Below are 23,536 nucleotides of genomic sequence, written 5' to 3'. Positions count from 1 at the left end.
GCCTCGAACAGGCAGCAGATCAGGATGGCAATCGCTATGGCGATACTGCGGGGGAAGCGACGCGGTGTGCCCCTAGGGCAATGATCTCCGACCCGTCAGGGGCGCGGGCCGGGGACTTCGGTGGGCGGGGGCGTGGGGACGTCGCCCTCGGTTGGCGTGGGCTCCTCCGATGGGGGCGTCCCGATGGGCGTCTCGAACTCGTCGGCCATGGTGCGCATGAAGAGCGCGGTGTCGGCCGCGGCGGTGTCGGGGTTGTCGAGTTCGGCGGTGCCGACCTTGGCGATGGGGCCGTCGCCGACCTGAACGTAGACGTGCACGGGAACCATGGGTGCCTCCGAGGGTGAGAGTGGGGTGCCCCGGTCGGCCGCCCCTCAAGCGGCCAGCCGGGACGTGCCCGGACCGGGTCGACGCGCACGACCTCCCAGAGGTGCGCGGGCATCGGGTCTCGGGCCCGAGGCGCGGCCGGGGTTCACCCGGGTTTGCGCCGGTCTCCGGTGTAGACCCCGGTGACGTCGTGGTGCCAGGTCTGGCAGATGCGTCGGGCCCTGTCGGGGTCGACGTACTCGGTGAGGTGGCGGACGCACCGGGTCCAGTCGCCCGGGGTGCCCCAGCGGATGCGGAGTGCCCCGGGGCCGGTCGTCCAGTAGAGCTTGAGCTGGTTCGTGGCCACACGCACTTCTCGACGCTGCTGTGCCTTCCCGGTTGTCCTGGTGTCCGCCTGTGGCCAAACGTCCTGAGGGGGTCTTGGCGCCCGTCTACGGTGGCGGCATATCCCAGCGCTGCCTTCGGAGACGCCTGTGTCGTACCCCCCGCCCCCGGGCCAGGACCCCTATGGCCATCATCAGCAGCCGCACCACCAACAGCCGTACTACCCGCCGCCCCAGCAGCTTCCGCCGCCTCCGCCGATGCCCCGGTACTCCAAGAGCGTGGAGAAGCGGCGCGGCCTCGGTGGGCTGGCGAACTCGACGCACCTGCTGCTGACGATCTTCACCTGCGGCATGTGGCTGATGATCTGGATCCCGTGGTGGATCTTCCGGGTGATCGTGCCTCGGCGGCGCGTCACGAAGACCTACTACCGGTGAGGGCCGCCATGCGGCACTCCACGAAGCTGTTCATCCTGGTCGGCGTCGCCCTCGTGGTGACCGGTGTCGTCGCGGGGCTCCTACCCATCGAGCCCATCGCCCCCGTCCAGTCCGGGCCCCTGGCCATAGGCGAGTGCGGGAAGGTGTTCGATCGCGAGAGCAGCTACCTCGGAGGCCCGGAGTGTGCGGCCGCTTGGTCGAACCGAACTCTGCTTGTGTGGGGGTCGATTGTCCCGGGCGCCGTGCTGGCCTTCGGTGCGCTGATCATGGACCCGTCGGTCGGCAAGAAGCGGGACCCGGCGGTGAGGTAGTCGCCCGCCCCGCCAGCCCCCGCCATTGAGGAGAGTTCCGTGACCCCTGTTCAGGTCATCCGCACGGTGGCCATCGCGCTGATCGCTGGCGGCGCAGCCCTCGGGCTGGTTCCCAGCGGGTCCTGTGGGGCTGGGTGGTGGTCCCCAGCGAGCATCAATGCTTCCTACGGGTGGTTCGCTTACACGCAGGAGCCGCCGCCCATGATGATGGCCGATGTGTGCGGGACGGCCATGGCACCGGTTGGTTCGTGGGCGATCGCGCTGATCGTAGGCGGGGTGGCCCTGTTGGTCTCGGTGTGGATCAACACCTCGTACCAGGTGAGGGGCGAGCCCCAAGCGAAGTAGTCACCCGCCCCGCTCGACGCGCCTCCCCCTCAGGGACGCGGAGCAGGGCGGGACGTTGGGCGCCCGGCAGTCGGGGACGCATCACGGGGTGGATGCTTCCTGCCAGGCGAGTCAGGTGGAAGGGACAGATGGTTTCTGCGTCCCGCGTGAGCGTGGTGGGCTTCCTGGTGGCGGGCGATCGACTGGAGGTGGCGCGCGTCTCAGCCCCATGGCTTCCGAATCGGCCGAGGGCATGGTGTCTGCCATGTGACCCGATCGGGCGTCCTAGCGGAGGACCCTGGGCCAATAACGGCCATGTAAGGATCCTTCTGAAACGCCACTTGGCGTGAAGGATCGCTACAGGGAGACTCATGGGCGCGGTCAAGAAGACGTTGGCGACCATCGCGGCGACGAGCATGCTGCTGGCCGGGGGCGTCGCGACAGCAGCACCAGCATCGGCGGCCGACATCGATAGCGGCATCTGGTCGGTGGCCGGCGAGGCACAGCCGCCCACCACGCTGCAGACCTGGCTCGACTGGAGCTACATGACGTCGACCACGAACCGGCACAGCCCGCGATCGATTAATTCTGGTGGCGCCACGATTGAGGTCCGCTCGGGCACCTACAACGGTGTGCAGTACGGGTGGGGGCGCGTAATAAACGCGCTCGCACTTAGCTACATTCGGTTCGAGGTCGACACCAACGGTGACCGCCGACCCGACCTCCAAGATTGGGAGAACGCGCAGAACGGATCCACTAAGTGGACCGATGGCTACCCCACCTCTTCGTCGAGCAACCGGGCCTTCCGCGCCTGCGCAACTTGGGGCTATGACGTCACCTGCAACCTGGCCGGCCCGTCCAACACCACCGACTGGTGGTGACATCTGGGAGGCAGTAGGTGAGCCCCGTTCCGTCTCGACGTGCTTCCCTCTCAAGGACACGGAGACAGGGGCGGGACGTGGGGCGACCGGCGGTGGGGACGCGCTGGCGGGGCCGGTGATGGGCTGCAGGGCGGGGCAGTGAAGGACGGATTGTCCGGCCCCCGGCTTACGCTGCTCGCAAGTGCATTGGGAGGAATTCAGATGGCCAAGTACAAGATCAACGAAGGCGTTTCCGGTCTCCCCGACGCCTTGAAGCCAACGGTTGAAGCGGACTTCTTCGATATCGACGAGAACTTCATCACCTTCAGCCGCTTCGGCGATCCGAATTTCGAAGTCTTCGCGATTCGACAGTCCCGCGTTGAGGTTCTGAAGCGCATCGAGGAGTAGGAACGACGACGGCCCCGACCGTGTCCCGGTCGGGGCCTTCTGGCGTCTTCAGGCACAGCTTCGCCACTGCTGTGAACCCGTCAGATAGAAGACTACCACCTGTAATGGGTATTGTGTGCTCACTCCTTACGGTGCTTGTAGTGGATCCGGCGGGCGGCCTCGGCGGTGTACACCTGCGACAGCCAGAATTTCCGGGGCCTGCCGCTGCCGGGGATCGGGCGGAGCTGTCCGCGGCGTACCCACGTGTCGATGGTGTCCGGGGAGACCCCGACTTCCTCGGCGACTTCCTTGCCGGTCATCCTCGCGTCGCCCTGGTGGCTCATGCGCTGATCCCTTCGGTGATGGTGTGCCATTGGGTGGCGTGCCACTGGTGTCGGCGGGGCGCGGTCTCGTCGTCGCACGGGCAGGCGGGGTCATCGCACCAGCAGGCCGTGTTGGAGCACGTGACCACGCCCCGGTCGGCGAGCTCCCGCAGGCTCTTCGCCCCGCAGTACGGACACCGGGCGGTGAGGCGGCGAACCTCGCCGAAGTCGCCGAGCGCCCACCGGGCGCGCGCGCGGAGCCGGTAGGCCTCGGCGAGCACGTGCGTCATGAGGTCGTCGACGGCGCCCACCTTCGGGAACAGCTTGATGATGTTGCCGATCCTGCGGTTCGTGGTGGCCGCCCCGCGCACCTGCGGGGCGACCCGTTCCCGGACGGCCTCTTCGAGGTCGGCGATGTCGGTGTCGATGTCGCGGCGGGTCTGCATGACGGTGAGGTCGCCGGGCGCCGGGGATGCGCCGAGGGGCTTGAGTCCGCGGGCGAGCTGGGTGAGGGCGTCGTGCCGCTCCTGGGCGTGCACGCGGTGATCTCCTCGGCGATGGGCACGGCCAAGAAGAAGAAGCTCATCACGGTGAACCCGTGCGACTTCTTGGAGTTGCCCAAGGCGAAGAAGTCCCGTCCGCTGGCGTGGACGGCGGAGCGGGTGCGCCGCTGGCAGGAGAACCGGAAGCGTCCGGCGCGGGTGATGGTGTGGACGCCGGCGCACGCGGGCGCGTTCCTGGACTACGCCGAGTCGACGCACGAGCGGCTGTTCCCGCTCTTCCACCTGGTGATCACGCGGGGCCTGCGTCGTGGGGAGGTGGCGTCCGCGCTGTGGGTGGACACCGACCTGGACGACGCGAAGACCATGAGCGTGCTCGCCGGACCGGACGAGGAGGACGAAGGGCCCAAGACCGAGAAGTCGGTCCGCACCTTCAGCCTCGACGAGGCGAACATCGCCCTGCTGCGCAAGTGGCGCGCGGCCCAGAACGCCGACCGTCTGGCGGCCGGCGAGAACTGGGTCGACTCCGGGCTCATCTTTGCCCGCCCGGACGGGTCCGCGTTCCGCGACGAGTATCTGAGCGAGCGCTTCGCGGCCGTGACGAAGGCGGCGAGGCTGCCCCCGATCCGGTTCCACGACGCGCGCCACTGTGCGGCGAGCTTCGCCCTGGCGGCCGGGGTGGACATGAAGGTGGTGTCGGCGACGCTGGGGCACTCCCGCTACAGCTTCACCGCGGACACGTACACGTCGGTGGTGCCGGAGGTCGCGGCTGCCGCCGCGGAGGCGACCACGGCGATCATCCCGCGCCGGAGCAGCTTGGGCGCGGTGTAGGCCGTCTCAACCGTTTGGCCTCACGTTGGCCTCACATCGGGGCCCAGAGAAGACTGAAGGGGTCCCGTACCGAAGCACGGAACCCCTTCCACCTGCGGAGGATCGGGGATTTGAACCCCGGAAGGCGTTGCCACCTAACCGCATTAGCAGTGCGGCGCCATAGACCTGACTAGGCGAATCCTCCTGGCTGGGACAAGACTACAGACACCACGGACCGTTGCGCAAAACGAATGCCCGGGGAGCACCGGGACCGCGGGCTCCGGAGGGCCGGTCGGCCGTGCGGAACCGCGGTCGGGGCGGTGGCGCCGCCGGACGGCGCTCCCCCGTCCGCCCCTGGCAGGACGGGGCCCGCGGCGGGCCCCGTCCTCGGGGTCACGGGCTGCGGGGCGTACGCCCCGCGGCCCTCACGGGGGTCAGCCCGTGTAGTTCGGGTCCCGCTCCACCGGGGGAGCCGGAACAGCTTCGGGCGCGCCCGAGCCCGGGTTGGGGGGCGACGCGACGGGGCTCTCCTCGTCCGGGGCCGGCGCCGGGGTGCCGGGCTCCTCGCACGGCTCCTGCGTCCAGGGGCCGTCGGCCTCGTCGGGCTCTGCGGCCTCGGACCCGCCCTCGGTGGGCTCTGCGGGGACGGCGGTGGGCTCCTCGTAGCACTGGCCGGGGGAGGGCGGGGCGGACGGGTCGTCGGCGGCGAACGCAGGGGCGGCGCCGAACAGGGCGAAGGCCGCGATACCGGTGGCGAGCAGGCAGGTCTTCAGACGCATGGTGGGTCCTTCGGGTCGGTCGTTGTGCGCGGGGTACCGCCCCGCGCGGCGGTTCGGAGGCCGGGTTCAGCCGGAGATCTCGACCGGTGTGCCGATCGGCAGGTTCTCCGCCATCCACGTGACGTCGTCGTTGGAGACCCGGATGCACCCGTGGCTGACCTGGCGTCCCAGGGCGTCCTCGTCGTTGGTGCCGTGGACGGCGAGCTGGCCGGGGCCGCCCGCGAAGGTCTCCAGCGTCTCGGAGAAGCCGCTCAGCCCGAAGGCGTAGACGCCGTAGTCCCCGTCGGGGTCCGGGGGCTGGAGCAGCTCGGTGAAGTAGTAGCGGCCGGGCGGGGTGGGGGTCTCGCTCTCCCCCGTGCCGATCACCCCGGCGCGCACCTCTTCCTCTCCGTCGTGGACGGTGAACTCGAAGGCCTCCGTGTCGATCTCGACGCGGAACCTGGTGGTGGACAGCTCCACCTCGTCGCTCCTGATCCAGCCGGTGGTCCCGTTGGGCCGGACCGGGAGGAGCACCTCCAGCCACTCGCCCTCGTTCTGCTCGACGAGGAACGTCCGGTCCACCCCGAAGTCGTTGGGGCTCTCGAGGGTCTGCGACACCTCGTCGCCCCCCTCCTCGGTGTGGACGTCGATCGCGTCACCGACGACCGTGGCGAGCTCGGCCCCCTCGGCCCCCTCGGCCCCGGTGGTCCCGGCGGCCGGTTCCCCGGTCTCCGGGACGTCCTCGGACGCGGGGGCGGACGAGCAGGCCGTGAGCGCGGCCAGGGCCGCGGCGGCCGCGAGTGACGGCAGGGCCCCGGCGGTTCGTCGGGGCGGCGTGGATCGACGCATGGATTTCATCCGGCTTCGTTCGGGAGGCGTCCGGCGGACCGTTCCGTGCCGGACGAGCTCGAAGACTGGCGAACGAATGTGAAGAACCCGTGTTCCCGTCGTGTGTGTCCTGTGTGGTGACCTGGAGCGGCCCGAAACCGCCGGTCCGGGTCCCGTGGGGGGCACATACGATCGAGCCGCGGCCGCCCCCCCGGAGCCCGGCCCGCCCAACCGAGTCGAGCGGAGGTCGCCGTGTGCGCGCATGTGCTGGTCGCCGAGGACGACGTGAACCAGGCCGACCTCATCCGGCGTTATCTGGAGCACGAGGGGCACTTCGTCCGCGTCGTGCACGACGGCCGCGCGGCGGTCGAGGAGCACCACCGCGAACGGCCCGACCTGGTCGTCCTCGACGTGATGATGCCGGTCATGAGCGGCCTCGAGGCGTGCCGGACGCTCCGGGCCGAGTCGGACGTCGCGGTCCTGATGCTCACCGCGCGCTCCACCGAGGAGGACCTGCTGACCGGGCTGGACCTGGGTGCGGACGACTACGTGACCAAGCCGTACAGTCCGCGCGAGCTGATGGCGCGGGTGCGCACGCTGCTGCGCCGGTCGCGGAGGGACCCCGACGAGCAGGACCGGGTGCTGCGCGCGGGGCCGGTCGCGGTGGACCCCTCGCGTCACGCCGTGCGGGTGGACGGCGCCCCGGTGGAGTGCACTCCCGCCGAGTTCCAGCTGCTCGCCGCGCTCGCCGCCCAGCCGGGACGGGTCCTCACCCGGGCCCAGCTGCTGGAGTACATCCACGGCATGAGCCGGTTCATCACCGAGCGCACGATCGACGTCCATGTGAAGAACCTGAGGAAGAAACTGGAACCGAACCCCCGCCGGCCGGTGCGGCTGGTCACGGTCTACGGCGTCGGCTACAAACTCGTCGGGACGGGCGATGGCTCGTCCCAGGGTTAGGGGCGCCCTGCGGCACAGCCTGCTGGCACGCCTCCTGGCGAGTTCGGTGCTGGTGGCGGTCTGCTCGATCACCGCGACGGCGTGGCTCGCGGTGCAGGGGACGTCGGAGTCGATCAACGTCCAGCAGGGGGAGACCCTCGCGGTGGACACCCGTATCCACGACACGCTCGTCGCGTACGCGGCCACCCATCCCGTGTGGGAGGGGGTGGGGGCGACGGTGGAGGAGCTGGCGGACGAGACGGGTCGGCGGATCGTGCTGACCACCGAGAACCACGGCCTTCTGGTGGACTCGGCGGGCGGGGAGCAGCCGCTTCCGTTCCGCACGTCCTCGGTGGTCGACCCGCTGGCGGTGGACGTCACGCTGGCGTCCGACCTCTCCGGGCGCATCGACCCGCGCGCGGTCGGCCCGTTCGCCCTGCCCGAGGAGGATCGGGCGCGGCTGCTGGAGGTCGCGGAGTCCGGAGCGGCCTGCCTCAACGAGGTGTACGTGTTGGCGGTGGAGGTGGAGGCCGGTCCGAGCGGGCGGCCCACCGTGACCGGGGACCCGGTGGACGAGTCGGTGTGGGCCGCCTGCGGGCTCGACGCGTTGGACGAGCCGACCGAGGGCGAGCAGGAAGCCCTGGCCGAGCTGAACAGCCTGGTCCTGGCCTGTCTGGACCTCGGTGAGGACGAGCTCCCCGAGGCCGGGTTCCGGATGGACGGCGCCACCGGGGTCCCCGTGGCCGAGCCCTTCGCGGCGTGGGACATGCCGGACGCGGACGAGGCTCGCGCACCGCGGGAACCGGAGGCGGGCGGGCCCACGGAGACCGACGCCGACCCCGGCATGCCCCAGGCTCCGAGCGACGCACCCGCGGACGGCGGGGCGGGCTGGGGCGGAGCCGAGGAGCCCGCTCCGGCGGACCCCCCGATGGAGCAGGAGGCCCCGGCCCCGCCCCCGGGCACCGCGATTCCGTACGCGATCCCGGACCCCTCGGATCCGCAGTCCTTCGGTTCGCCTCCGCCGCCCGCGCCCCCGCGGTTCGACGCGCGGACCTCCGCCTGCCTCGACTCGGGTGTCCGCGAGCAGCTCGACCCCTACGTGGCCCCGGCCGCGCTGCTGTTCATCGACGACCCGTCGGAGGAGCCGGAGTCCGGGCTGTCGCTGTCCCGGGAGGGCCTCCTGCGCGTCGCCGGGGTGGTGTTGCTGGTGCTGGTGCTGACGGTGGTGGTGAGCGTGGCGGTGTCAACCCGGCTCGTCCGGCCGGTTCGCGCGCTGACCGACGCGGTGCGGCGCATGCGCGCCGGTCAGGGGACGACGCGGGTCGAGGTCCGCGACTCCGGGGAGATCGGGCAGCTCGCGGCCGCGTTCAACGAGATGTCGGAGCACCTGACGCGTCTGGAGGACCAGAGGAAGGCCATGGTCAGCGATGTCTCCCACGAGCTCCGGACCCCGTTGAGCAACCTGCGGGGCTGGCTGGAGGCCGCCCAGGACGGGGTCGCGGACCTGGACCGGGAGCGCATGGGGATGCTGGTCGGCGAGACGCTGCTGCTCCAGGACATCATCGACGACCTCCAGGACCTGGCGTTGGCGGACGCGGGGAAGCTCCGGCTGTCCCCGGAGCCGGTGGACGTGGGCGCCCTGGTGCGCCAGGTGGTGGACGGTCAGCGGCTGCGCGCGGAGACGGCGGGGCTGCGGCTGCTCGCGGAGGTCGAGGACTCGGTGGCCGTGGTCGACAGGACGCGGGTGCGCCAAATGGTCGGGAACCTGGTCGGCAACGCGCTGCGGCACACACCCGCGCCCGGGACGGTCGCCGTGCGGGTCCGCCGCGAGGGCGGGGCCTCCGCCGGGTCCGCGGACACGGGTGCGGGTACGGGCGGGCCGCACGGGGGCACGGGCGGCGAGGTGGTCGTGGAGGTGGAGGACACGGGGGTCGGCATCGCCGCGGAGGACCTCCCGCACGTGTTCGACCGGTTCTGGCGTGCCGACAAGTCCCGCAACAGGCGGACCGGCGGCAGCGGGTTGGGCCTGGCCATCGTGCGGGGCCTGGTGGAGCTGCACGGGGGCTCGGTGTCGGTGGAGAGCGTGCGGAGCGTGGGCACCGTCTTCACGGTGCGGCTGCCGATCGCGGGGCCGCCGGAGCCGCCGGGGCCCTCGGCGCCCTGAGACGGGGACCGGTGCCTCCGGCCCCGGCGGTCGGCCGGTCGTGGCGCCCGGGCTGCGGCCCGGACGCCACGTGGGCGCGTGCCGGATGCGCACGGCCCGACCGGCCCCACCCGTCCCCCGGTGTCCGGGCGCGCCCCGACCGGCTCCCGGGGCCCTCGCGGTCTACTCCAGTCCGCGGCGGCGCAGCAGGGGCCCCATCTGCGGGTCGCGGCCGAGGAAGCCGCGGAAGGCGCCCATCACGTCGGTGCTCCCTCCCACCGACAGCACCCGGGAGCGGAAGCGGTCGCCGTTCTCCCGGGTGGGCCCGCCGTTGGCGGCGAACCACTCCTCGTTCTCGGCGGCCAGGGCCTCGCTCCACACGTACGAGTAGTAGCCGGCGCTGTAGTCGTTGGAAAACACGTGCATGAAGTAGGCGCTGCGGTAGCGGGGGCGCACCTGCGTCAGGGCGATCCCCCAGGACTCCAGGGCCCGTTCCTCGAAGGTGGCCGGGTCCACGGTCTCCCCGGCGCCGACGCGGTGCCAGGACCAGTCGAGCAGCGCGGCCGCGAGATATTCGACGGTCGCGAAGCCCTGGTTGAACCGCGCGGCCGCGGTCATCCGCTCGACGAGTTCGGCGGGCACGGGCTCGCCGGTCTCGTGGTGTCGCGCGTAGTTGGCGAGGATCTCGGGCCAGTGCGCCCACATCTCGTTGACCTGGGAGGGGTACTCGACGAAGTCCCGGGGGACGCTGGTGCCCGAGAAGCGGGGGAAGCGGACCGCCGAGAACAGGCCGTGCAGGGTGTGGCCGAACTCGTGGAAGGCCGTGCGGACCTCGTCCAGGGTGAGCAGTGTCGGCCCGGACGCGGGCTTGGTGATGTTGAGGTTGTTGACCACCACGGGCCGTTCGTCCATGAGGTACGACTGGTCGACCAGGTTGTGCATCCAGGCGCCGCCGCGCTTGGTGGGGCGGGCGTACGGGTCGAGCAGGAACAGCCCGAGCGCGGCGCCGTCCTCCTCGAACACCTCCCACACGCGCACGTCGGGGTGGTAGCCGCGCAGGTCGGCGCGTTCCGTGAAGGTGATCCCGTACAGGCTGCCGGCGGCGTGGAACACGCCGTCCCGGTAGACCCTGTCCAGCTCGAAGTAGGGCCGCAGGGCGTTCTTGTCGAAGTCGTGGCGCGCCTTGCGGACCTTCTCGGCGTAGAAGGACCAGTCCCACGGCTCGATGGGGTGTCCGGCCTGTTCGGCCAGCGCCTCGGCCTCCTTCAGGGCGTTGCGGACGGCGGGGCCGACCAGCTGCCCGAGCCGGTCCTCGACCGCCCCGACGGTCTCGGCCGTCTGGTCGGAGACCTTGTGGGCGGCGTGGTCGGGGTAGCCGAGGAGGTTGGCCCGCTCGACCCGCAGCTCGGCGATCCGCGCGGCGAGGTCGAGGTTGGCCGGCGCGCGCTCCACGCTCAGGGTGTACAGCCGCTCGCGCGTGGCGCGGTCGGTGAGCTGGGCGAGTGCGGGCTGCATGGTGAAGTTGAGCAGCGGGAGGACGTACTCCCCGTCCTTCTCGATCGCTCTGATCTGGGCTTCGTCCAGTCCGTCGAGCTGGGCGGGGTCGCGGACGACGAGCGCCGACTCGGAGGTGGCGCCGAGCACGTTCTGCGCGAAGTCCGTGGCGAGTCCGGCGAGCGTCTCGTTGAGCTGCCGCAGCCTGTCCTGCTCGTCGGCGGTGAGGTCGGCTCCGGCGTTGACGAAGTCGGTCCGGTACCGCTCCAGGAGGCGGGCCTCCTCCGGGTCGGAGGCGGTGACCCGCTTGATCCTCTCCCACAGTCCGCGGTGGAGCGAGATCGCGTCGCGGTGGTTCGCGGCTCTGGGCGCGATCTCCTTCTCGATCTCCCTGATCCCGTCGGTGGCGTCGGAACCGGCGAGGGTGTGGAACACGGTCTCGACGCGGTGGAGGGTCCGGCCGGACCGTTCCAGGGCGACGAGCGTGTTGTCGAAGGTCGCGGGCTCGGGATCGTTCGCGATGGCCTCGACCTCGTCGAGGTGTTCCGCCATGCCCCGCGCGAACGCCGGGACGAAGTGCTCCTCGCGGATGCCGGCGAAGTCGGGCAGCTGGTAGGGCAGACCGCTGGGAGCGAAGAACGGGTTGTCGGTCAAAGCTCGGACTCCTCGTGTTCGTGCGCGTGGCCCGGAGATCCGCGTGCCGGGAATGCCGGTGCTGTTCTATCGTGACCGGCCTGCCCTGTCACGCCGCATATGCACCTCACCCGGGGAAACCGCGCGAAATCCCGGCCCTGTCGGGCTTCAGGGAACCCCATTCCTGTCCAGAACGTCCGACAAGGGGCCGATGATGCCGGATTCGTCCGGTCTCTTCCACGGCGGGCGCGGCTCCGGCCCGACCGCGTTTCCCCCACTCGCGGACCCAGGGGAGGACCCTGTGCAGCATCCCCCGTCGCCCCCGCCCCCTCCGGTCGGGACGCACGCGCACGGCGCCCGGAGCTATGTCCGGGAGTACGAGCTCCGGCTCGTCACCGGGTACACCCTCATAGGTGTGATGTCCACGTTCCAGCTCGCGAACTTCGCGGCGGTGGTCGTCGCCGCCGAGACGCAGGGCCCCTTCGGGCTTCTCAGGGGCATGGCATGGGCGCCGTACGCCCCGGCCTGGGCCGACGCGATCGGCGTGCTCACCCTGGTGGCCGTTCCGCCGCTCGTGTGCGTGTTCCTGGTGTGGCTGCTGAACCTGTGGCCCGCACCGAACCTGCTTCCCCCGTGGACGACGCCGGAACACCTGCGCGCCGCCCGGGTCCTCCACCGCCACGGCCGGCTCGGCGGCGATCCCCGCACCGCCATGGTGGCCCGGTCCCTGTCGGAGGCGCTCCTCGTTCACGCCGACCTGATCACCCCGCGGTTCCGGTTCGCGTTCACCGCCGTGACGATCGCCTGCTCGGCGTTCATGGTCGCGGTAGGGCTCTACCTGACCGTGCGGTACCTCGGACAGGACGACCTGAACGGTCTCGCGTCCGGGGCGAGCGCCCTCGCCTTGTTCGTCGGCTTCCTGTGCCTGGTCCCCCTCCCGATCGCCACGCGGTCGAGGGCACGCCGGTACCGCGACCTGTACGACGCGGCCCACCGCGGACCGCTCCGCCGGGGGGCGCCCCGGTGAGCCGGGGGCCGGGTCCGGGTCCGGCCGCCGATCCTTCACGACGCGATGTGCCCCGGCCCGGCTACCGGGCCATGTCCCGGTACCGCCGGACGCAGAGCGGGAAGAAGACCGCGACGATGAGCAGGGGCCACACCACCGCCATGAGCAGGGCGTTCTGTGCGATCCAGGTCTCACCGCCACCCCACCCCGGGTTGCCGAACAGCTCACGGGTGGCCGTGACCGTGGACGACAGCGGGTTCCAGGCCGCGACGGTTCCCAGCCACAGCGGCATGGTCGCGGTGGCGACGAACGCGTTGGACAGGAAGCCCAGCGGGAACTCCAGGGTGTGCACGGCCGTGACCGCCCCCTCGCCCCGGGCGAGCAGGCCGACGTAGATGCCGAGCCACACGAGGGAGAAGCGCAGGAGCAGGAGCAGGCCGATCCCGGCGGCGGCCTCGCCCCCGGTGCCGTTCCACTGCCACCCCGCCAGCAGGCCGCAGCCGACGAGGACGGCCAGCGTGATCGTGGACTTGAGCATGTCCGCGGCGCACCGCCCCACCACGACGGCCGACGGCGCCATGGGCATGGAGCGGAAGCGGTCGGTGACGCCGCGCGCGACGTCGCCGGACACGGCGGTGACCGTCTCGCCCACGCCGAAGACCATCGTCATGGCGAACATGCCGGGCATCAGGAACTCGCGGTAGTCCCCGCCTCCGGGCACGGTCATCGCCCCTCCGAAGAGGAACCCGAACATCAGCAGCATCATCACGGGAAACAGCAGCCCCGCGACGAGCTGGCCCGGTCGGCGCAGCCAGTGGAGGAGGTCGCGCCGGGTGATGGTCCACCCGTCCGCGACCGCCCAGCGGACGCGGTGGGCGATGCCGCCGTCCTCCTCGTGGGCGACGCCTCCGGCGGTCGCGTCGGCCGGGGCCGCCGGGGCGGCGGTGGCGTTCATCGGACGGGTGCCTCCTCGTTCTCCGTGAGGTGCAGGAACACCTCGTCCAGGCTGGGTCGGCGCAGGGCGATGTCCTCGACCTCGACCCCGTGGTCCTCCAGGGCCCGCGCCACCTCGGTGAGCGCGGCGACCCGGTTCTCGACGCCGACGCTGATCCGGCGGTTCTCCGCGTCCGTCTCCGGCCGCGCGCCGACGACCCGTCGGACGAGGCCGGCGGTGGCGTCGAGCTCCGCCGGGTCGCGGACCACCAGGTCGAGCCGGTCGCCGCCCAGGCGGGACTTGAGCTCCTCGGGGGTGCCCTCGGCGACGACCCGGCCGGAGGAGACCACCGAGATCCGGTCGGCGAGGCGGTCCGCCTCCTCCAGGTACTGGGTGGTGAGCAGGACGGTCGTGCCGCCCGCGACCAGTTCGCGCACCGCGCCCCACACCTCGTTGCGGCTGCGCGGGTCGAGCCCGGTGGTGGGCTCGTCCAGGAACAGCACGGGCGGCGCCAGGATCATGCTCGCGGCGAGGTCGAGACGGCGCCGCATGCCGCCGGAGTAGGCGCCGACCGGCTTCCTCCCGGTGTCGGCGAGGCGGAACCCCTCCAGCAGCTCGTCCGCCCGCGCGGCGGCCCGGCGGGCGCCCAGGTGGTGGAGGCGCCCGAACATCTCCAGGTTCTGGCGCCCGCTCAGCACCTCGTCGACGGCCGCGTTCTGTCCCACCAGCCCGATCCGCCGACGCACCCGGCCCCCGTGGGCGGTCACGTCGTGGCCGGCGACGCGGGCGGCGCCCTCGTCGGCGCGCAGCAGGGTGGTGAGCACGCGCACGGCGGTGGTCTTGCCCGCCCCGTTGGGTCCGAGGAGTCCGCAGACGCTGCCCGCGGGCACGTCGAGGTCGAACCCCCTCAGGGCCCAGCTCGTCCCGTACCGCTTCCCCAGACCGCGCGCGGTGACCGCGCTCTCGGTCGTCTTCACGGTGTTCCCCTCTCCGGCAGCCGTCCCCGATTTTCCGTACGCCGTACTGTACGGCTTACGTTTCGAGGAACACAAGGACTCCGCGGATAATTCCGTACGGAGTAAGGTATTTCTCGGAGGGCCGCTGACAGGCCCCTCGCCCGGCCCCGGCGAACCCGGACCCGGCGCCCACGGTGAGCCGGTCGGCACGGGCGGGCCCTGCGCTGCGCCCCGGGATCGCCGCACGGCGGCGCCGCGCGACCCCGCGCCCGGCCGACGGCGGCCGTCCGACCGCGACACGCCCACCCGTCCCCCGGACCGTCGGCGGCCTCCGGAACAATGCGGGGGACCGCAGTCGAGACCGGAGGAGCACCCATGCCCGACCAGGACCAGCGCTGCGCCTGGGCCAGGAACGCGTCGGAACTCATGACGGCCTACCACGACGAGGAGTGGGGCCGGCCGTCCCGGGACGACGCGTACCTGTTCGAGATGCTCGTTCTGGAGGGCGCACAGGCAGGGCTCTCCTGGTCCACCGTGCTCAACAAGCGGGAGAACTACCGCCGCGCCCTGGAGGGCTTCGACCGCACCCGGGTGGCGGAGTACGGCCAGGAGGACACCGACCGGCTCCTCGCGGACCCGGGCATCGTCCGCAACCGGCTCAAGGTGGCCTCCGTGGTGCGCAACGCACGCGCCTTCGAGCGCGTGCGCGGGGAGTACGGAACCTTCGCCGACTACCTGTGGGGGTGGGTCGAGGGCGAGGTCCTCGTCAACCGCTTCACCGACGCGTCCCAGGTGCCGACGAGCACGCCGCTGTCCGACCGCGTCGCCAAGGACCTCAAGAAGCGCGGCTTCAACTTCGTCGGCACCACGATCGTGTACTCCTACCTCCAGGCCGTCGGGGTGGTCGACGACCACCTGGTCGGGTGCCCCGCCAAGCCGTCCTGACCCACTCCCCCGCGAGGTCCGCCCCGGCCCTCCCACGCCCGTTTCCGTACGGTGTACTGTACGGCATACGGCAACGGCGGGCCATGCCGCCGCCCCACAGCAGAAGGAGAGCCATGACGTTCCTCGTCGCGGGAGCCACCGGCACGGTCGGCCGCCACGTCGTCGGTCAACTGCTCGACGCCGGACATCCGGTGCGCGCGCTCACACGGGACCCCGGCCGGGCCCGCCTGCCGGAGGGGGCGCAGCCGGTGCGGGGCGACCTCACCGAACCCGACAGCCTCCTCCCCCACTTGGAGGGGGTCACCGGCCTGCACCTGATCACGTTCGGAGGGGACGACTACGCGCCCCTCACCACGGCGGCACGGCTCGTCGAACTCGCGACCCGGGCGGGGGTCCGCCGCGTGACGGTGCTGTGCGACTTCTACCCCGGCCCCGTCGAGGAGGCCCTGGCCGCGAGCTCCCTCACCTGGACTCTCCTGCACCCGGTGGAGTTCATGGCCAACACCCTGGACTGGGCGGAGTCCGTGACGGGGGACGGCGTGATCAGGGAGGCGCGCACGCACCCCAGCGCCCTCGTCCACGAGGCGGACATCGCCTCCGTGGCGGTCACGGCGCTCACCGGGGACGGCCACGGAGGCCGCGCCTACGCCCTCACCGGCCCGGAGGCGCTGACACCCGGGGAGCGGGTGGCAGTGCTGTCCCGGGTGGTCGGCCGGGAGATCTCACTGGTCCGCATCGGCCCCGAGGAGGAGGCCGAGCGGCTGCGCGCCCTGGGCCACGACGAGGAGTACGTCCGGTTCGCGGTCCAGCTGGCCACGGAGCCCCCGGAGGTCGGCACCCGGGTCGTGCCCACCGTCGAGGAGGTCACGGGCAGGCCGGCACGCGGGTTCGAGGCGTGGGCCGAGGAGCACAGGGACGCGTTCCTCCCCCGGGGCTGATCGCACGCCGGAGGTCCTGCCCGGGGAGGGCGGCGGCCCGCGCACGGGAACCCTGACGGGGCCGGAACCGGGGACCGCGGGGCATGACCGCCCTGCCGTACACTGACCGGGCACCGGACCGGAAGAGCAGGGCCGTCAATGTCCACGCAGCACACCACGAGCGGCGACCCCGCGCGCAGCCTCGCCTTGCTGTGGCGCACCCAGGAGCCCACCAGCAGGCGCAACAAGCCGGACCTGAGCGTGGACCGGATCGTGTCGGTGGCCTCCGAACTCGCCGACTCCGACGGGCTCGGCGCGCTCTCCATGCGCAAGGTCGCCGAGCGCCTGGGCGTCGGCACGATGTCGCTGTACACCTACGTCCCGGGCCGGGGCGAGCTGGTCGACCTGATGCTCGACGCCGCCTACGCGGGCCTGCACGCGGGCGGTGCGCGGCCCGACGGATGGCGGGACCGGCTGGACGCGATCGCGCACGCGAACTGGCGGCTGTTCCTGCGCCACCCGTGGATGCTCCAGGCCTCCCGCGGACGCCTGCTGGGCCCCCACCTCGTCGCCAAGTACGAGTACGAACTGGCCGCCGTCGACGGCCTGGGCCTGACCGACGACGAGATGGACTCCACCGTCAGCCTGGTCAACAGCTACGCGGAGGGCGCCGCCGGCCAGGCCGTGGCGGGCAGTGAGACCGAGCGGGCGTCGGGCATGACCGACGGCCAGTGGTGGCGGACGCACGGCCCGATCCTCGCGACCCTGGTCAGGGAGAGCGACTATCCGATCGCCTCCCGCGTCGGGAGCGCCGTCGGGCGTGAGCACCGGGCCGTCTACCCCGCCGAGCACGCGTTCGCGTTCGGCCTGGAGCGCGTCCTCGACGGAGTCCAGGTCCTCGTGGACTCCCGGGCCCCCTCGGCACGGGACACGTAGCCCTCGCGGGGCACGCCGCCCGATCCCGCCGACGCGTCCGCCGGGCTCGCGCGCGGGCGCGGTCCCGCCGCCGCGTGACCGGTCCGTCCGGTGTGCGCCCTCCTGCCCGCGACCCGCCGGGGGAGCCGACGCGCTTTTCCCGTCCGGAGGCGCCCGGATCGATACGGTGAGGTCCGGAACCACACGGAGCGAACCCGGGGAGCGGTATGGGGGACATCGGCCTGACGTTGATCGGGGACCTGTACCGCAGGTACCGCGAGCCCCTGGCGAAGGTGCGCGACGCGCAGCGCGGGTTCCTCCGGGACATGCGGGGCCGCATGACCCCGCAGCTCGACGACCTGGAAGCGGAGATCACCTATCTGCTCCTGCGCGAGACCCGGCCGGACACGGTGATGGAGCTGGGCACGTTCCACGGCTGGTCCACGACGTGGATCCTGTCGGCGCTGCGCGACAACGGGGCGGGGACCCTGCACTCGTTCGACATCGTGGACAACGTGGTGGAGAACGTGCCCGCCGACCTGTCGCTGGGCCGCTGGGAGTTCCACCAGGGCGACGTCCGGGAGAACATGTCGCAGGTCCCGGAGGGGATCGGCTACCTGTTCGTGGACGCCGCCCACAACGGCCGGTTCGCGCGGTGGTACCTGTCCGAGCTCTTCCCCCGTATCGCCCCCGGCACCCCGGTCAGCGTCCACGACGTCTTCCACGGGAAGCGGGCCCTGCCGCTGACCGAGGGCGCGGTCGTGCTGGCGTGGCTGCGGAGGACGGGCACGGACTTCTTCACACCCTCCCGCAGGAGGGCGCCCGCCCCGTACACGGCGCTCCTGGAGCTCAGGGAGGACCTGGGACTGGGAGAGCCCGTGCGCACCAGCACGGACAACCCGATGATCTACTTCCGGATGCCCGGACTCCCGCCCGCCGCCTGAGCCGCGCCCCGGCTCGTTCCGGGCACGGCGCCGGGGCCGCCGGGCCTCCGCCGACCGCGCGGCGCGTCCCCCTCGGACGGGCGTCCCGTCGGGGCCGGCGCCCGGCCGCCCCCTCGGCGGCCGCGGGCAGGACCCCGGTCAGGGGGCGACGGCGCCCCGCTCCTTGACGAACTCGGTGATGGAGGAGACCACGTAGTCGATCATCTCGTCCGTGAGGCCCGGGTAGACCCCGGTCCAGAACGTCTGGTCGGTGGCGATGTCACTGTTGTCCAGGTTCTCCGCCACCCGGTGCGGGCGGTCGAGGTAGGCGGGGTGACGGGTGAGGTTTCCCGCGAAGAGCAGCCGGGTGCCGATTCTGCGGGATTCCAGGAACTGGACCAGCTCCGCCCTGCCGAACGGCGCCTCCGGATCGACGGTGAGGACGAACCCGAACCAGCTCGGGTCGCTGCCGGGTGTGGCCTCCGGGAGGATCAGGCCGGGGACTCCGTCCAGGCCCTCCCGCATCCTGCGCCAGTTGCGCCGCCGGGCCTCCCCGAAGGAGTCCAGCTTCTCCAGCTGGCTGAGGCCGAGCGCGGCCTGGAGGTCGGTGCCCTTCAGGTTGTAGCCGACGTGCGAGAACGTGTACTTGTGGTCGTACCCCTGCGGCAGGGTGCCCAGCTGGTAGCTGAAGCGCTTCCGGCAGGTGTCGCTCTCACCCGGCTCGCACCAGCAGTCCCGGCCCCAGTCGCGCATGGACTCCACGACGCGCGCCAGCATGAGGTTGGACGTCAGCACGCACCCGCCCTCACCCATGGTGATGTGGTGTGCCGGGTAGAAGCTGACCGTGGAGAGGTCCCCGAAGGACCCCGTCACCTGGCCGTCGTAGTACGAGCCCACCGCGTCGCAGTTGTCCTCGACGAGGAACAGGCCCCGGTCCTCGGCGATCTGCGCGATCTCCCGGGCCTGGAACGGGTTGCCGAGCGCGTGGGCGATCATGATCGCCCGGGTGCGGGGGCCGATCGCCCTCTCCACGCGCTCCGCCGTCGTGTTGTACGTGCGCAGTTCGATGTCCACGAACACGGGAACGAGCCCGTTCTGGAGGATCGGGTTGACGGTCGTGGGGAACCCGGCCGCGACCGTCACGACCTCGTCGCCGGGGCGCAGCCGGTCGTCCTCCAGCAGGTGGGAGGTCAGGGACGACAGCGCCAGCAGGTTGGCGGAGGACCCCGAGTTGGTCAGGTGGGCCTTGCGCCTCCTGAGCTTCCTGGCGAACACCGACTCGAATCGGCGCGCGCTCCTGCCCGCCGCGATGCGCATGTCGAGGGCGGCCTCGGCGAGCGCCACCCGGTCGTCCTCGTCCAGGACGGCGCCGGACGGCCAGATCTCCGTCACGCCCGGCACGAACTCGCGCTCGGTCCGCCTGGACCGGTGGTAGGCGCGGACCGCGTCGAGCACGGCCGCGGCCTCGTCACTCGTCTCCATGCGTGGTTCTCCCCTCCTGGGCGGGCGGTGCGGGAGGGCGCAAGCGCTGCCGACCGCCCCCGTGGACACCGGACCTCGACCGTCCGGGGTCTGTGCGCCCCGGCACGGCGCCGGACACACTAGGGCATGTTCCGCGGAAGCCCACCCGCCGCGCGGGTGCCGGCGCCCGCGCGCTCCGGGGGGAGCGGGGACCGCCCGGCCTCCGGCGGGCCGTCCCCTGGCCGGGCCCGGGTACGGCGGTGTCCCCCTCCGTCGCGCTCTGGCAGTATGTGCGGCGGCGCGACCGGAGTGGGCCGCGGCAGCCGGCGCTCGGGAGCCGGCCGACACGAGGGAGGTCGTGTGTCCTCGACGCTCGGAAGGACGGGAGCGCCGGTGCGGCTCGGGGTGCTCGGCTGCGCCGACATCGCGTGGCGGCGCGTCCTGCCGTCCGTCGCGGCGACGCCCTCGGTGCGGCTCGTCGCGGTCGCCAGCCGGGACGCCGCCAAGGCGCGCCGGTTCGCGGACCGCTTCGGCGGCGAGGCGGTCACGGGCTACGCGGACCTCCTCGCGCGGGACGACCTCGACGCCGTGTACGTGCCGCTGCCCGTCGGCCTGAGGCACGAGTGGGTCGGGCGCGCCCTGGCGGCGGGTCTGCACGTCCTCTCCGAGAAACCCCTCACGGTCGGCCCCGACACGTCGGCCGAACTGCTGACCGAGGCCGGGCGGCGCGGCCTGACCGTCATGGAGAACTTCGCCTTCCGGTACCACCGGCAGCACCACGAGCTGAGGCGGCTGGTCTCGGAGGGCGCGATCGGGCGCCCGCGCGCGCTCATGTGCGAGTTCGGGGTGCCCGAGCGCGCCCCCGGGGACATCCGGCACGACCCCTCGCTGGGCGGCGGGGCGCTCCTGGACGTGGGCGTGTACCCGCTGGCGCTGGCGCAGTTCCTGTGGGGCGACGGGCTCCGGGTGAGCGGCGCGGTCCTGGAGCGCGGCGCCGACACGGGGGTGGACGTGCGCGGCTCGGTGCTGCTGCGCGCACCGGACGGCGGGACGGCGCAGGTGGGGTTCGGGTTCGGGCTGCACTACCGCAACGAGTACACGGTCTGGGGGGAGGCGGGCGCCGTCCGGCTGGACCGCGCCTTCACCCCGCCGGAGACGCTGGAGCCGGCGTTGGAGCTGCGGACCGGGGCGGGGGCCGAGGACCGGCTGTTGGAGCCGGACCACCAGTTCCGCAACCTCCTGGCCGCCTTCGCGGAGGGGGTGCGCGGTCCGGTGCCGGTGGACACGGCGCCGGTCCTGGAGCTGGCCGACCTCGTCGACCGCGTCCGCCGGAGCGCGGCGGAGGCCGTCACCGGCTGACCGACCCGGGGTTCAGCCGCGTGTGAGTCCCACGAGCGCGTCCGCGAGTTCGGCCGGGGACGGCAGGGCCGCCATCGCCTCGCGCACGCCGGCGGCCCCCTGGGCGAAGGACGGGTCGTCCAGGAGCCGGGAGGCCGACCGGCTGATCGTCTCCGCGGTCATGGCCCGGTGGGGGACGGTGATGGCCGCTCCCCCGTCGGCGAGCATGTCGGCGAGCATCGGGTCGTCGAACCAGCTGGGGACGATCACCTGCGGGATGCCGTACGCCAACCCGGTCAGGACCGTCCCCCATCCTCCGTGGTCGACCATGGCGTCGCAGGTGGGGGCGAGTGCGTGCAGGGGCACGTACTCGGTCAGGCGGGTGTTGGCGGGGACGGGGCCGAGGGCGTCCTGTTCGTGGGCGGGCAGGGTCGCCACGACCTCCACGTCCAGGTCGGCCAACCCCTCCAGCAGTGCGCGGAACAAAGCCTTGCCCCCGCTGTCCTGGCCCATGAGGGTCGTGCCGAGGGTGAGGGCGACGCGGGGGCGTTCGGGTGGGGTGCGCAGCCAGTGGGGGACGACGGCTCTGCCGTTGTAGGGGACGTAGCGCATGGGCAGGTAGGTGAGGTCGTGGGGGGTGGGGACCCTGAGGGAGGCGGGGATCTGTTCGAGGGTGGCCTGTCCGTGGACGAGGGTCTCGGAGTACTCGACGCCGTGGCGGGCGGCGCGGGCGCCCAGCCAGGCGGACAGGGGGTCCTCCCGCTCGGCGGCGGGCTGCTCGGCCATCCGCGCCAGGAAACGGCGGCGGGTGCGGGCGAAGATGTCGGCTCCCCACAGGTAGCGCACGTGGGCCGCCCCGCACGCCTGCGCCGCGATCGCCCCCGCGAAGCTCACCGATCCCCAGACGACCAGGTCGGGCCGCCACTCCCGGCAGAACGCGACCAGGTCCTGCTCCATGGGGTCGTTCACCATCCGCCACCACCACGGGACGACCGTGCGGTAGCCCTCCAGCAGGTACTCCCAGGAGACCTCGTCGTCGGGGGCGGTCACCCGCCCGAACAGCGGGGCGTCGTTCAGGGTGTCGTGGAGGTCGAAGACCTTCATCGTCCGCCAGAAGCCGTGGTCCCGGCCGACCGGGACGAACGGCAGACCGGTGTGCCGGACGACGGGAGCCAGCGCGGGCTGGCTCGCCACCCGCACCTCGTGCCCCGCGGCCCGCAGGGCCCACGCCAGGGGCACCATCCCCAGGAAGTGCGGCTTCTCCGCAGCCACCGTCAACAGCACACGCAACGTCCCGCACCTCCTCGAAGCGCTTCGGAGACTAGGGGAGGGGACGCGGCGCGTCCACCCGGGGCGGTCGGTTCGGGCCGAGTGGCGCCCCGGCCGGAACTGGTAGACATGGCGCCGCGCCGCGGGATGCCCCGCGCGTCGTCCGAACCCCCCCAGCGCCGACGTCGGCCGCGACCCGAGGAGAGCCCACCGTGCGCATCGTCGTGGCGTCCCTGGCAGAGAAGACGAACTTCCTGAGCCTGGTCCCCCTGGCCTGGGCCCTGCGCGCAGCCGGGCACGAGGTGCGGGTGGCGAGCCAGCCCGCGCTGGCTCCCGTCGTCCGGCACACCGGTCTGCCGTTCGTCCCGGTCGGCCGGGACCACGGCTTCTGGCGGCACCTGACCGCGCGCTCCTCCTTCGACGGGCTGCGCGGAGGGGTACCCCTCTTCTCCGCCTTCGGCAGCGGGCGCGGGCAGCGCCCCTGGGCGGAGGAGCTGGAGGACTACAAGCAGGTCGTCACCTGGTGGTGGCGGATGGTGAACGACCCCATGGAGCAGGACCTGGTCGCGTTCTGCCGGGAGTGGCGGCCCGACCTCGTGGTCTGGGAGCCCATCACCTTCTCCGCGGCGATCGCGGCGCAGGCCTGCGGGGCGGCCCACGTGCGCCATCCCTGGGGCGCGGACGTCTTCGGCGCCGTGCGCGCGCGTTTCCTGGCGCGGATGGCCGAGCAGCCCGCGGCCGAGCGGGAGGACCCCCTGTCCGCCTGGCTGGGCGCCCGCGCCGCCCGCCACGGCGTCGAGTACTCCGAGACCCTGGTCCACGGACAGGCCACCCTCGAACAGATCCCCGCCTCCCTCAGGGTCCCCACCCCCCACGACCTCACCTACCTGCCCATGCGCTACGTCCCCTACAACGGCAGAGCCGTTATCCCCCACTGGCTGCGCACCCCACCCGAACGCCCCCGCGTGGGATTGAGCCTCGGGTCGAGCACGGCGGCGTGGCTGGGCCGTTCCGGTGTGGACGTGCCCCTGGTCCTGGAGGGGTTGGCCGACCTGGACGTGGAGGTCGTGGCGACCCTGCCCGCCCACGAGCAGGACGCCCTCGGCCCCGTCCCCGCCAACACCCGCCTGACCGAGTACGTGCCCCTGCACGCACTCGCCCCCACCTGCGACGCCATGGTCACCCACGGGGGGACGGGCACCGTCCTCACCGGGCTGGCGCACGGGGTGCCCCAGCTGGTCTCCCCCCGGCCCACGTTCGACGAGTCCCTGCTGGCCTCGTCCGTGGCCGGTATCGGTGCGGCCCGGGTGCTGGATCCCGACCAGGTCACCCCCGACGCCGTGGCCGCCGGGGTGCGCGCACTCCTGCACGACCCCCGCCACACCGGAGCCGCCGACGCCCTGCGCCAGGAGATGGCCGCCATGCCCTCCCCCGCCGACCTCGCCCACACCCTCACCGCCCTCACCGACCAGCGCTGACC

26 protein-coding genes and 1 tRNA gene are annotated in these 23,536 nt (G+C 72.5%); 15 read left to right on the top strand and 12 right to left on the bottom strand.

The window, feature by feature from the left end:
• Positions 1-95 precede the first annotated feature (95 nt).
• On the bottom strand, positions 96-317 hold the full coding sequence (locus Q8791_RS18350; protein WP_330092959.1) for a hypothetical protein: 222 nt from the start codon (positions 315-317) through the stop codon (positions 96-98).
• 152 nt (positions 318-469) lie between these two features.
• A complete protein-coding gene (locus Q8791_RS18345; RefSeq protein ID WP_330092958.1) occupies positions 470-670 on the bottom strand; it encodes a hypothetical protein in 201 nt (66 codons plus the stop codon).
• Positions 671-905: 235 nt separating this feature from the next.
• On the opposite strand from Q8791_RS18345, the gene Q8791_RS18340 reads away from it, so the two are divergent.
• The 5 genes from Q8791_RS18340 to Q8791_RS18320 all read left to right on the top strand — a co-directional run bounded on the left by Q8791_RS18340 (position 906) and on the right by Q8791_RS18320 (position 2,985).
• Positions 906-1,082, top strand: coding sequence for a hypothetical protein (locus Q8791_RS18340; protein ID WP_330092957.1), 177 nt, complete (start codon positions 906-908; stop codon positions 1,080-1,082).
• Between the two features lie 8 nt (positions 1,083-1,090).
• Positions 1,091-1,393 carry a hypothetical protein gene (locus tag Q8791_RS18335; protein ID WP_330092956.1) on the top strand — a complete coding sequence of 101 codons (303 nt, stop codon included), beginning with the start codon at positions 1,091-1,093 and terminating at the stop codon, positions 1,391-1,393.
• Between the two features lie 39 nt (positions 1,394-1,432).
• Positions 1,433-1,738 (top strand): hypothetical protein, encoded by a 306-nt coding sequence (locus Q8791_RS18330; protein ID WP_330092955.1) that lies wholly within the window; start codon positions 1,433-1,435, stop codon positions 1,736-1,738.
• Between the two features lie 350 nt (positions 1,739-2,088).
• Positions 2,089-2,598, top strand: a complete 510-nt coding sequence (locus Q8791_RS18325) for a hypothetical protein (RefSeq protein ID WP_330092954.1) — start codon at positions 2,089-2,091, stop codon at positions 2,596-2,598.
• A gap of 201 nt (positions 2,599-2,799) precedes the next feature.
• Positions 2,800-2,985: a hypothetical protein gene (locus Q8791_RS18320; RefSeq protein ID WP_330092953.1), complete on the top strand. Its 186-nt coding sequence runs from the start codon at positions 2,800-2,802 to the stop codon at positions 2,983-2,985.
• 119 nt (positions 2,986-3,104) lie between these two features.
• On the opposite strand, the gene Q8791_RS18315 is transcribed toward Q8791_RS18320, so the two are convergent.
• Both Q8791_RS18315 and Q8791_RS18310 read right to left on the bottom strand, forming a co-directional pair.
• Positions 3,105-3,308 (bottom strand): MerR family transcriptional regulator, encoded by a 204-nt coding sequence (locus Q8791_RS18315; protein WP_330092952.1) that lies wholly within the window; start codon positions 3,306-3,308, stop codon positions 3,105-3,107.
• A complete protein-coding gene (locus tag Q8791_RS18310) occupies positions 3,305-3,826 on the bottom strand; it encodes a hypothetical protein (protein WP_330092951.1) in 522 nt (173 codons plus the stop codon). Before Q8791_RS18310 ends, Q8791_RS18315 begins: the two co-directional genes overlap by 4 nt.
• Between Q8791_RS18310 and Q8791_RS18305 the strand changes: the two genes are divergently transcribed.
• A complete protein-coding gene (locus Q8791_RS18305; RefSeq protein WP_330092950.1) occupies positions 3,806-4,618 on the top strand; it encodes a site-specific integrase in 813 nt (270 codons plus the stop codon). The two genes, Q8791_RS18310 and Q8791_RS18305, sit on opposite strands and share 21 nt — an antisense overlap.
• A gap of 95 nt (positions 4,619-4,713) precedes the next feature.
• Here the strand turns inward: Q8791_RS18305 and Q8791_RS18300 are convergent.
• The 3 genes from Q8791_RS18300 to Q8791_RS18290 form a co-directional block, all read right to left on the bottom strand.
• A tRNA-Ser gene (locus Q8791_RS18300) sits at positions 4,714-4,802 on the bottom strand.
• 229 nt (positions 4,803-5,031) lie between these two features.
• Positions 5,032-5,376, bottom strand: coding sequence for a hypothetical protein (locus Q8791_RS18295; protein ID WP_330092949.1), 345 nt, complete (start codon positions 5,374-5,376; stop codon positions 5,032-5,034).
• A 66-nt stretch (positions 5,377-5,442) separates the two neighbouring features.
• Positions 5,443-6,213 (bottom strand): L,D-transpeptidase, encoded by a 771-nt coding sequence (locus Q8791_RS18290; protein ID WP_407942023.1) that lies wholly within the window; start codon positions 6,211-6,213, stop codon positions 5,443-5,445.
• A gap of 222 nt (positions 6,214-6,435) precedes the next feature.
• On the opposite strand from Q8791_RS18290, the gene Q8791_RS18285 reads away from it, so the two are divergent.
• On the top strand, positions 6,436-7,143 hold the full coding sequence (locus Q8791_RS18285; RefSeq protein WP_330092947.1) for a response regulator transcription factor: 708 nt from the start codon (positions 6,436-6,438) through the stop codon (positions 7,141-7,143).
• On the top strand, positions 7,124-9,286 hold the full coding sequence (locus tag Q8791_RS18280) for an ATP-binding protein (protein ID WP_330092946.1): 2,163 nt from the start codon (positions 7,124-7,126) through the stop codon (positions 9,284-9,286). The genes Q8791_RS18285 and Q8791_RS18280 overlap by 20 nt, the downstream gene beginning before the upstream one ends.
• Positions 9,287-9,448: 162 nt before the next feature.
• Here the strand turns inward: Q8791_RS18280 and Q8791_RS18275 are convergent, their stop codons facing one another.
• Complete coding sequence (locus Q8791_RS18275; RefSeq protein WP_330092945.1) at positions 9,449-11,413, bottom strand: M3 family metallopeptidase; 1,965 nt, start codon at positions 11,411-11,413, stop codon at positions 9,449-9,451.
• A 280-nt stretch (positions 11,414-11,693) separates the two neighbouring features.
• On the opposite strand from Q8791_RS18275, the gene Q8791_RS18270 reads away from it, so the two are divergent.
• Complete coding sequence (locus Q8791_RS18270; protein ID WP_330092944.1) at positions 11,694-12,419, top strand: hypothetical protein; 726 nt, start codon at positions 11,694-11,696, stop codon at positions 12,417-12,419.
• A 61-nt stretch (positions 12,420-12,480) separates the two neighbouring features.
• Here the strand turns inward: Q8791_RS18270 and Q8791_RS18265 are convergent, their stop codons facing one another.
• Both Q8791_RS18265 and Q8791_RS18260 read right to left on the bottom strand, forming a co-directional pair.
• The gene (locus Q8791_RS18265; protein WP_330092943.1) at positions 12,481-13,353 is read right to left on the bottom strand and encodes an ABC transporter permease; all 873 of its coding nucleotides are present in this window, start codon (positions 13,351-13,353) and stop codon (positions 12,481-12,483) included.
• Positions 13,350-14,309, bottom strand: a complete 960-nt coding sequence (locus Q8791_RS18260) for an ATP-binding cassette domain-containing protein (RefSeq protein WP_330092942.1) — start codon at positions 14,307-14,309, stop codon at positions 13,350-13,352. The genes Q8791_RS18265 and Q8791_RS18260 overlap by 4 nt, the downstream gene beginning before the upstream one ends.
• A gap of 354 nt (positions 14,310-14,663) precedes the next feature.
• On the opposite strand from Q8791_RS18260, the gene Q8791_RS18255 reads away from it, so the two are divergent.
• The 4 genes from Q8791_RS18255 (at position 14,664) to Q8791_RS18240 (ending at position 18,009) form a co-directional block, all read left to right on the top strand.
• Positions 14,664-15,233: a DNA-3-methyladenine glycosylase I gene (locus tag Q8791_RS18255; protein ID WP_330092941.1), complete on the top strand. Its 570-nt coding sequence runs from the start codon at positions 14,664-14,666 to the stop codon at positions 15,231-15,233.
• 113 nt (positions 15,234-15,346) lie between these two features.
• Positions 15,347-16,171, top strand: a complete 825-nt coding sequence (locus Q8791_RS18250; RefSeq protein ID WP_330092940.1) for an SDR family oxidoreductase — start codon at positions 15,347-15,349, stop codon at positions 16,169-16,171.
• Between the two features lie 138 nt (positions 16,172-16,309).
• Complete coding sequence (locus Q8791_RS18245; RefSeq protein WP_330092939.1) at positions 16,310-17,086, top strand: TetR/AcrR family transcriptional regulator; 777 nt, start codon at positions 16,310-16,312, stop codon at positions 17,084-17,086.
• Between the two features lie 206 nt (positions 17,087-17,292).
• On the top strand, positions 17,293-18,009 hold the full coding sequence (locus Q8791_RS18240) for a class I SAM-dependent methyltransferase (protein ID WP_330092938.1): 717 nt from the start codon (positions 17,293-17,295) through the stop codon (positions 18,007-18,009).
• A gap of 138 nt (positions 18,010-18,147) precedes the next feature.
• Here Q8791_RS18240 and rfbH read toward each other — a convergent pair whose 3' ends face one another.
• Positions 18,148-19,470, bottom strand: a complete 1,323-nt coding sequence (gene rfbH / locus Q8791_RS18235) for a lipopolysaccharide biosynthesis protein RfbH (protein ID WP_330092937.1) — start codon at positions 19,468-19,470, stop codon at positions 18,148-18,150.
• Between the two features lie 339 nt (positions 19,471-19,809).
• Between rfbH and Q8791_RS18230 the strand changes: the two genes are divergently transcribed.
• The gene (locus Q8791_RS18230; RefSeq protein ID WP_330092936.1) at positions 19,810-20,808 is read left to right on the top strand and encodes a Gfo/Idh/MocA family protein; all 999 of its coding nucleotides are present in this window, start codon (positions 19,810-19,812) and stop codon (positions 20,806-20,808) included.
• A 12-nt stretch (positions 20,809-20,820) separates the two neighbouring features.
• Here the strand turns inward: Q8791_RS18230 and Q8791_RS18225 are convergent, their stop codons facing one another.
• Entirely contained in the window at positions 20,821-22,077 is a 1,257-nt protein-coding gene (locus Q8791_RS18225) for an activator-dependent family glycosyltransferase (RefSeq protein ID WP_330092935.1), read from the bottom strand.
• 191 nt (positions 22,078-22,268) lie between these two features.
• Here Q8791_RS18225 and Q8791_RS18220 point away from each other — a divergent pair, with 191 nt between their 5' ends.
• Positions 22,269-23,534 carry an activator-dependent family glycosyltransferase gene (locus Q8791_RS18220; RefSeq protein WP_330092934.1) on the top strand — a complete coding sequence of 422 codons (1,266 nt, stop codon included), beginning with the start codon at positions 22,269-22,271 and terminating at the stop codon, positions 23,532-23,534.
• Positions 23,535-23,536: the final 2 nt, after the last annotated feature.

Origin of the sequence: Nocardiopsis codii, from assembly GCF_036327455.1 — a bacterium.
GTDB lineage: Bacteria > Actinomycetota > Actinomycetes > Streptosporangiales > Streptosporangiaceae > Nocardiopsis > Nocardiopsis codii.
This window is presented reverse-complemented; position numbering and strand designations above follow the sequence as displayed.

Coding starts and splice junctions, on each gene's coding strand:
- Q8791_RS18340 (WP_330092957.1), top strand. CDS start 906: ATGCCCCGGTACTCCAAGAGCGTGGAGAAGCGGCGCGGCCTCGGTGGG.
- Q8791_RS18335 (WP_330092956.1), top strand. CDS start 1,091: ATGCGGCACTCCACGAAGCTGTTCATCCTGGTCGGCGTCGCCCTCGTG.
- Q8791_RS18325 (WP_330092954.1), top strand. CDS start 2,089: ATGGGCGCGGTCAAGAAGACGTTGGCGACCATCGCGGCGACGAGCATG.
- Q8791_RS18320 (WP_330092953.1), top strand. CDS start 2,800: ATGGCCAAGTACAAGATCAACGAAGGCGTTTCCGGTCTCCCCGACGCC.
- Q8791_RS18315 (WP_330092952.1), bottom strand. CDS start 3,308: ATGAGCCACCAGGGCGACGCGAGGATGACCGGCAAGGAAGTCGCCGAG.
- Q8791_RS18295 (WP_330092949.1), bottom strand. CDS start 5,376: ATGCGTCTGAAGACCTGCCTGCTCGCCACCGGTATCGCGGCCTTCGCC.
- Q8791_RS18290 (WP_407942023.1), bottom strand. CDS start 6,213: ATGAAATCCATGCGTCGATCCACGCCGCCCCGACGAACCGCCGGGGCC.
- Q8791_RS18280 (WP_330092946.1), top strand. CDS start 7,124: ATGGCTCGTCCCAGGGTTAGGGGCGCCCTGCGGCACAGCCTGCTGGCA.
- Q8791_RS18265 (WP_330092943.1), bottom strand. CDS start 13,353: ATGAACGCCACCGCCGCCCCGGCGGCCCCGGCCGACGCGACCGCCGGA.
- Q8791_RS18255 (WP_330092941.1), top strand. CDS start 14,664: ATGCCCGACCAGGACCAGCGCTGCGCCTGGGCCAGGAACGCGTCGGAA.
- Q8791_RS18250 (WP_330092940.1), top strand. CDS start 15,347: ATGACGTTCCTCGTCGCGGGAGCCACCGGCACGGTCGGCCGCCACGTC.
- Q8791_RS18245 (WP_330092939.1), top strand. CDS start 16,310: ATGTCCACGCAGCACACCACGAGCGGCGACCCCGCGCGCAGCCTCGCC.
- Q8791_RS18240 (WP_330092938.1), top strand. CDS start 17,293: ATGGGGGACATCGGCCTGACGTTGATCGGGGACCTGTACCGCAGGTAC.
- rfbH (WP_330092937.1), bottom strand. CDS start 19,470: ATGGAGACGAGTGACGAGGCCGCGGCCGTGCTCGACGCGGTCCGCGCC.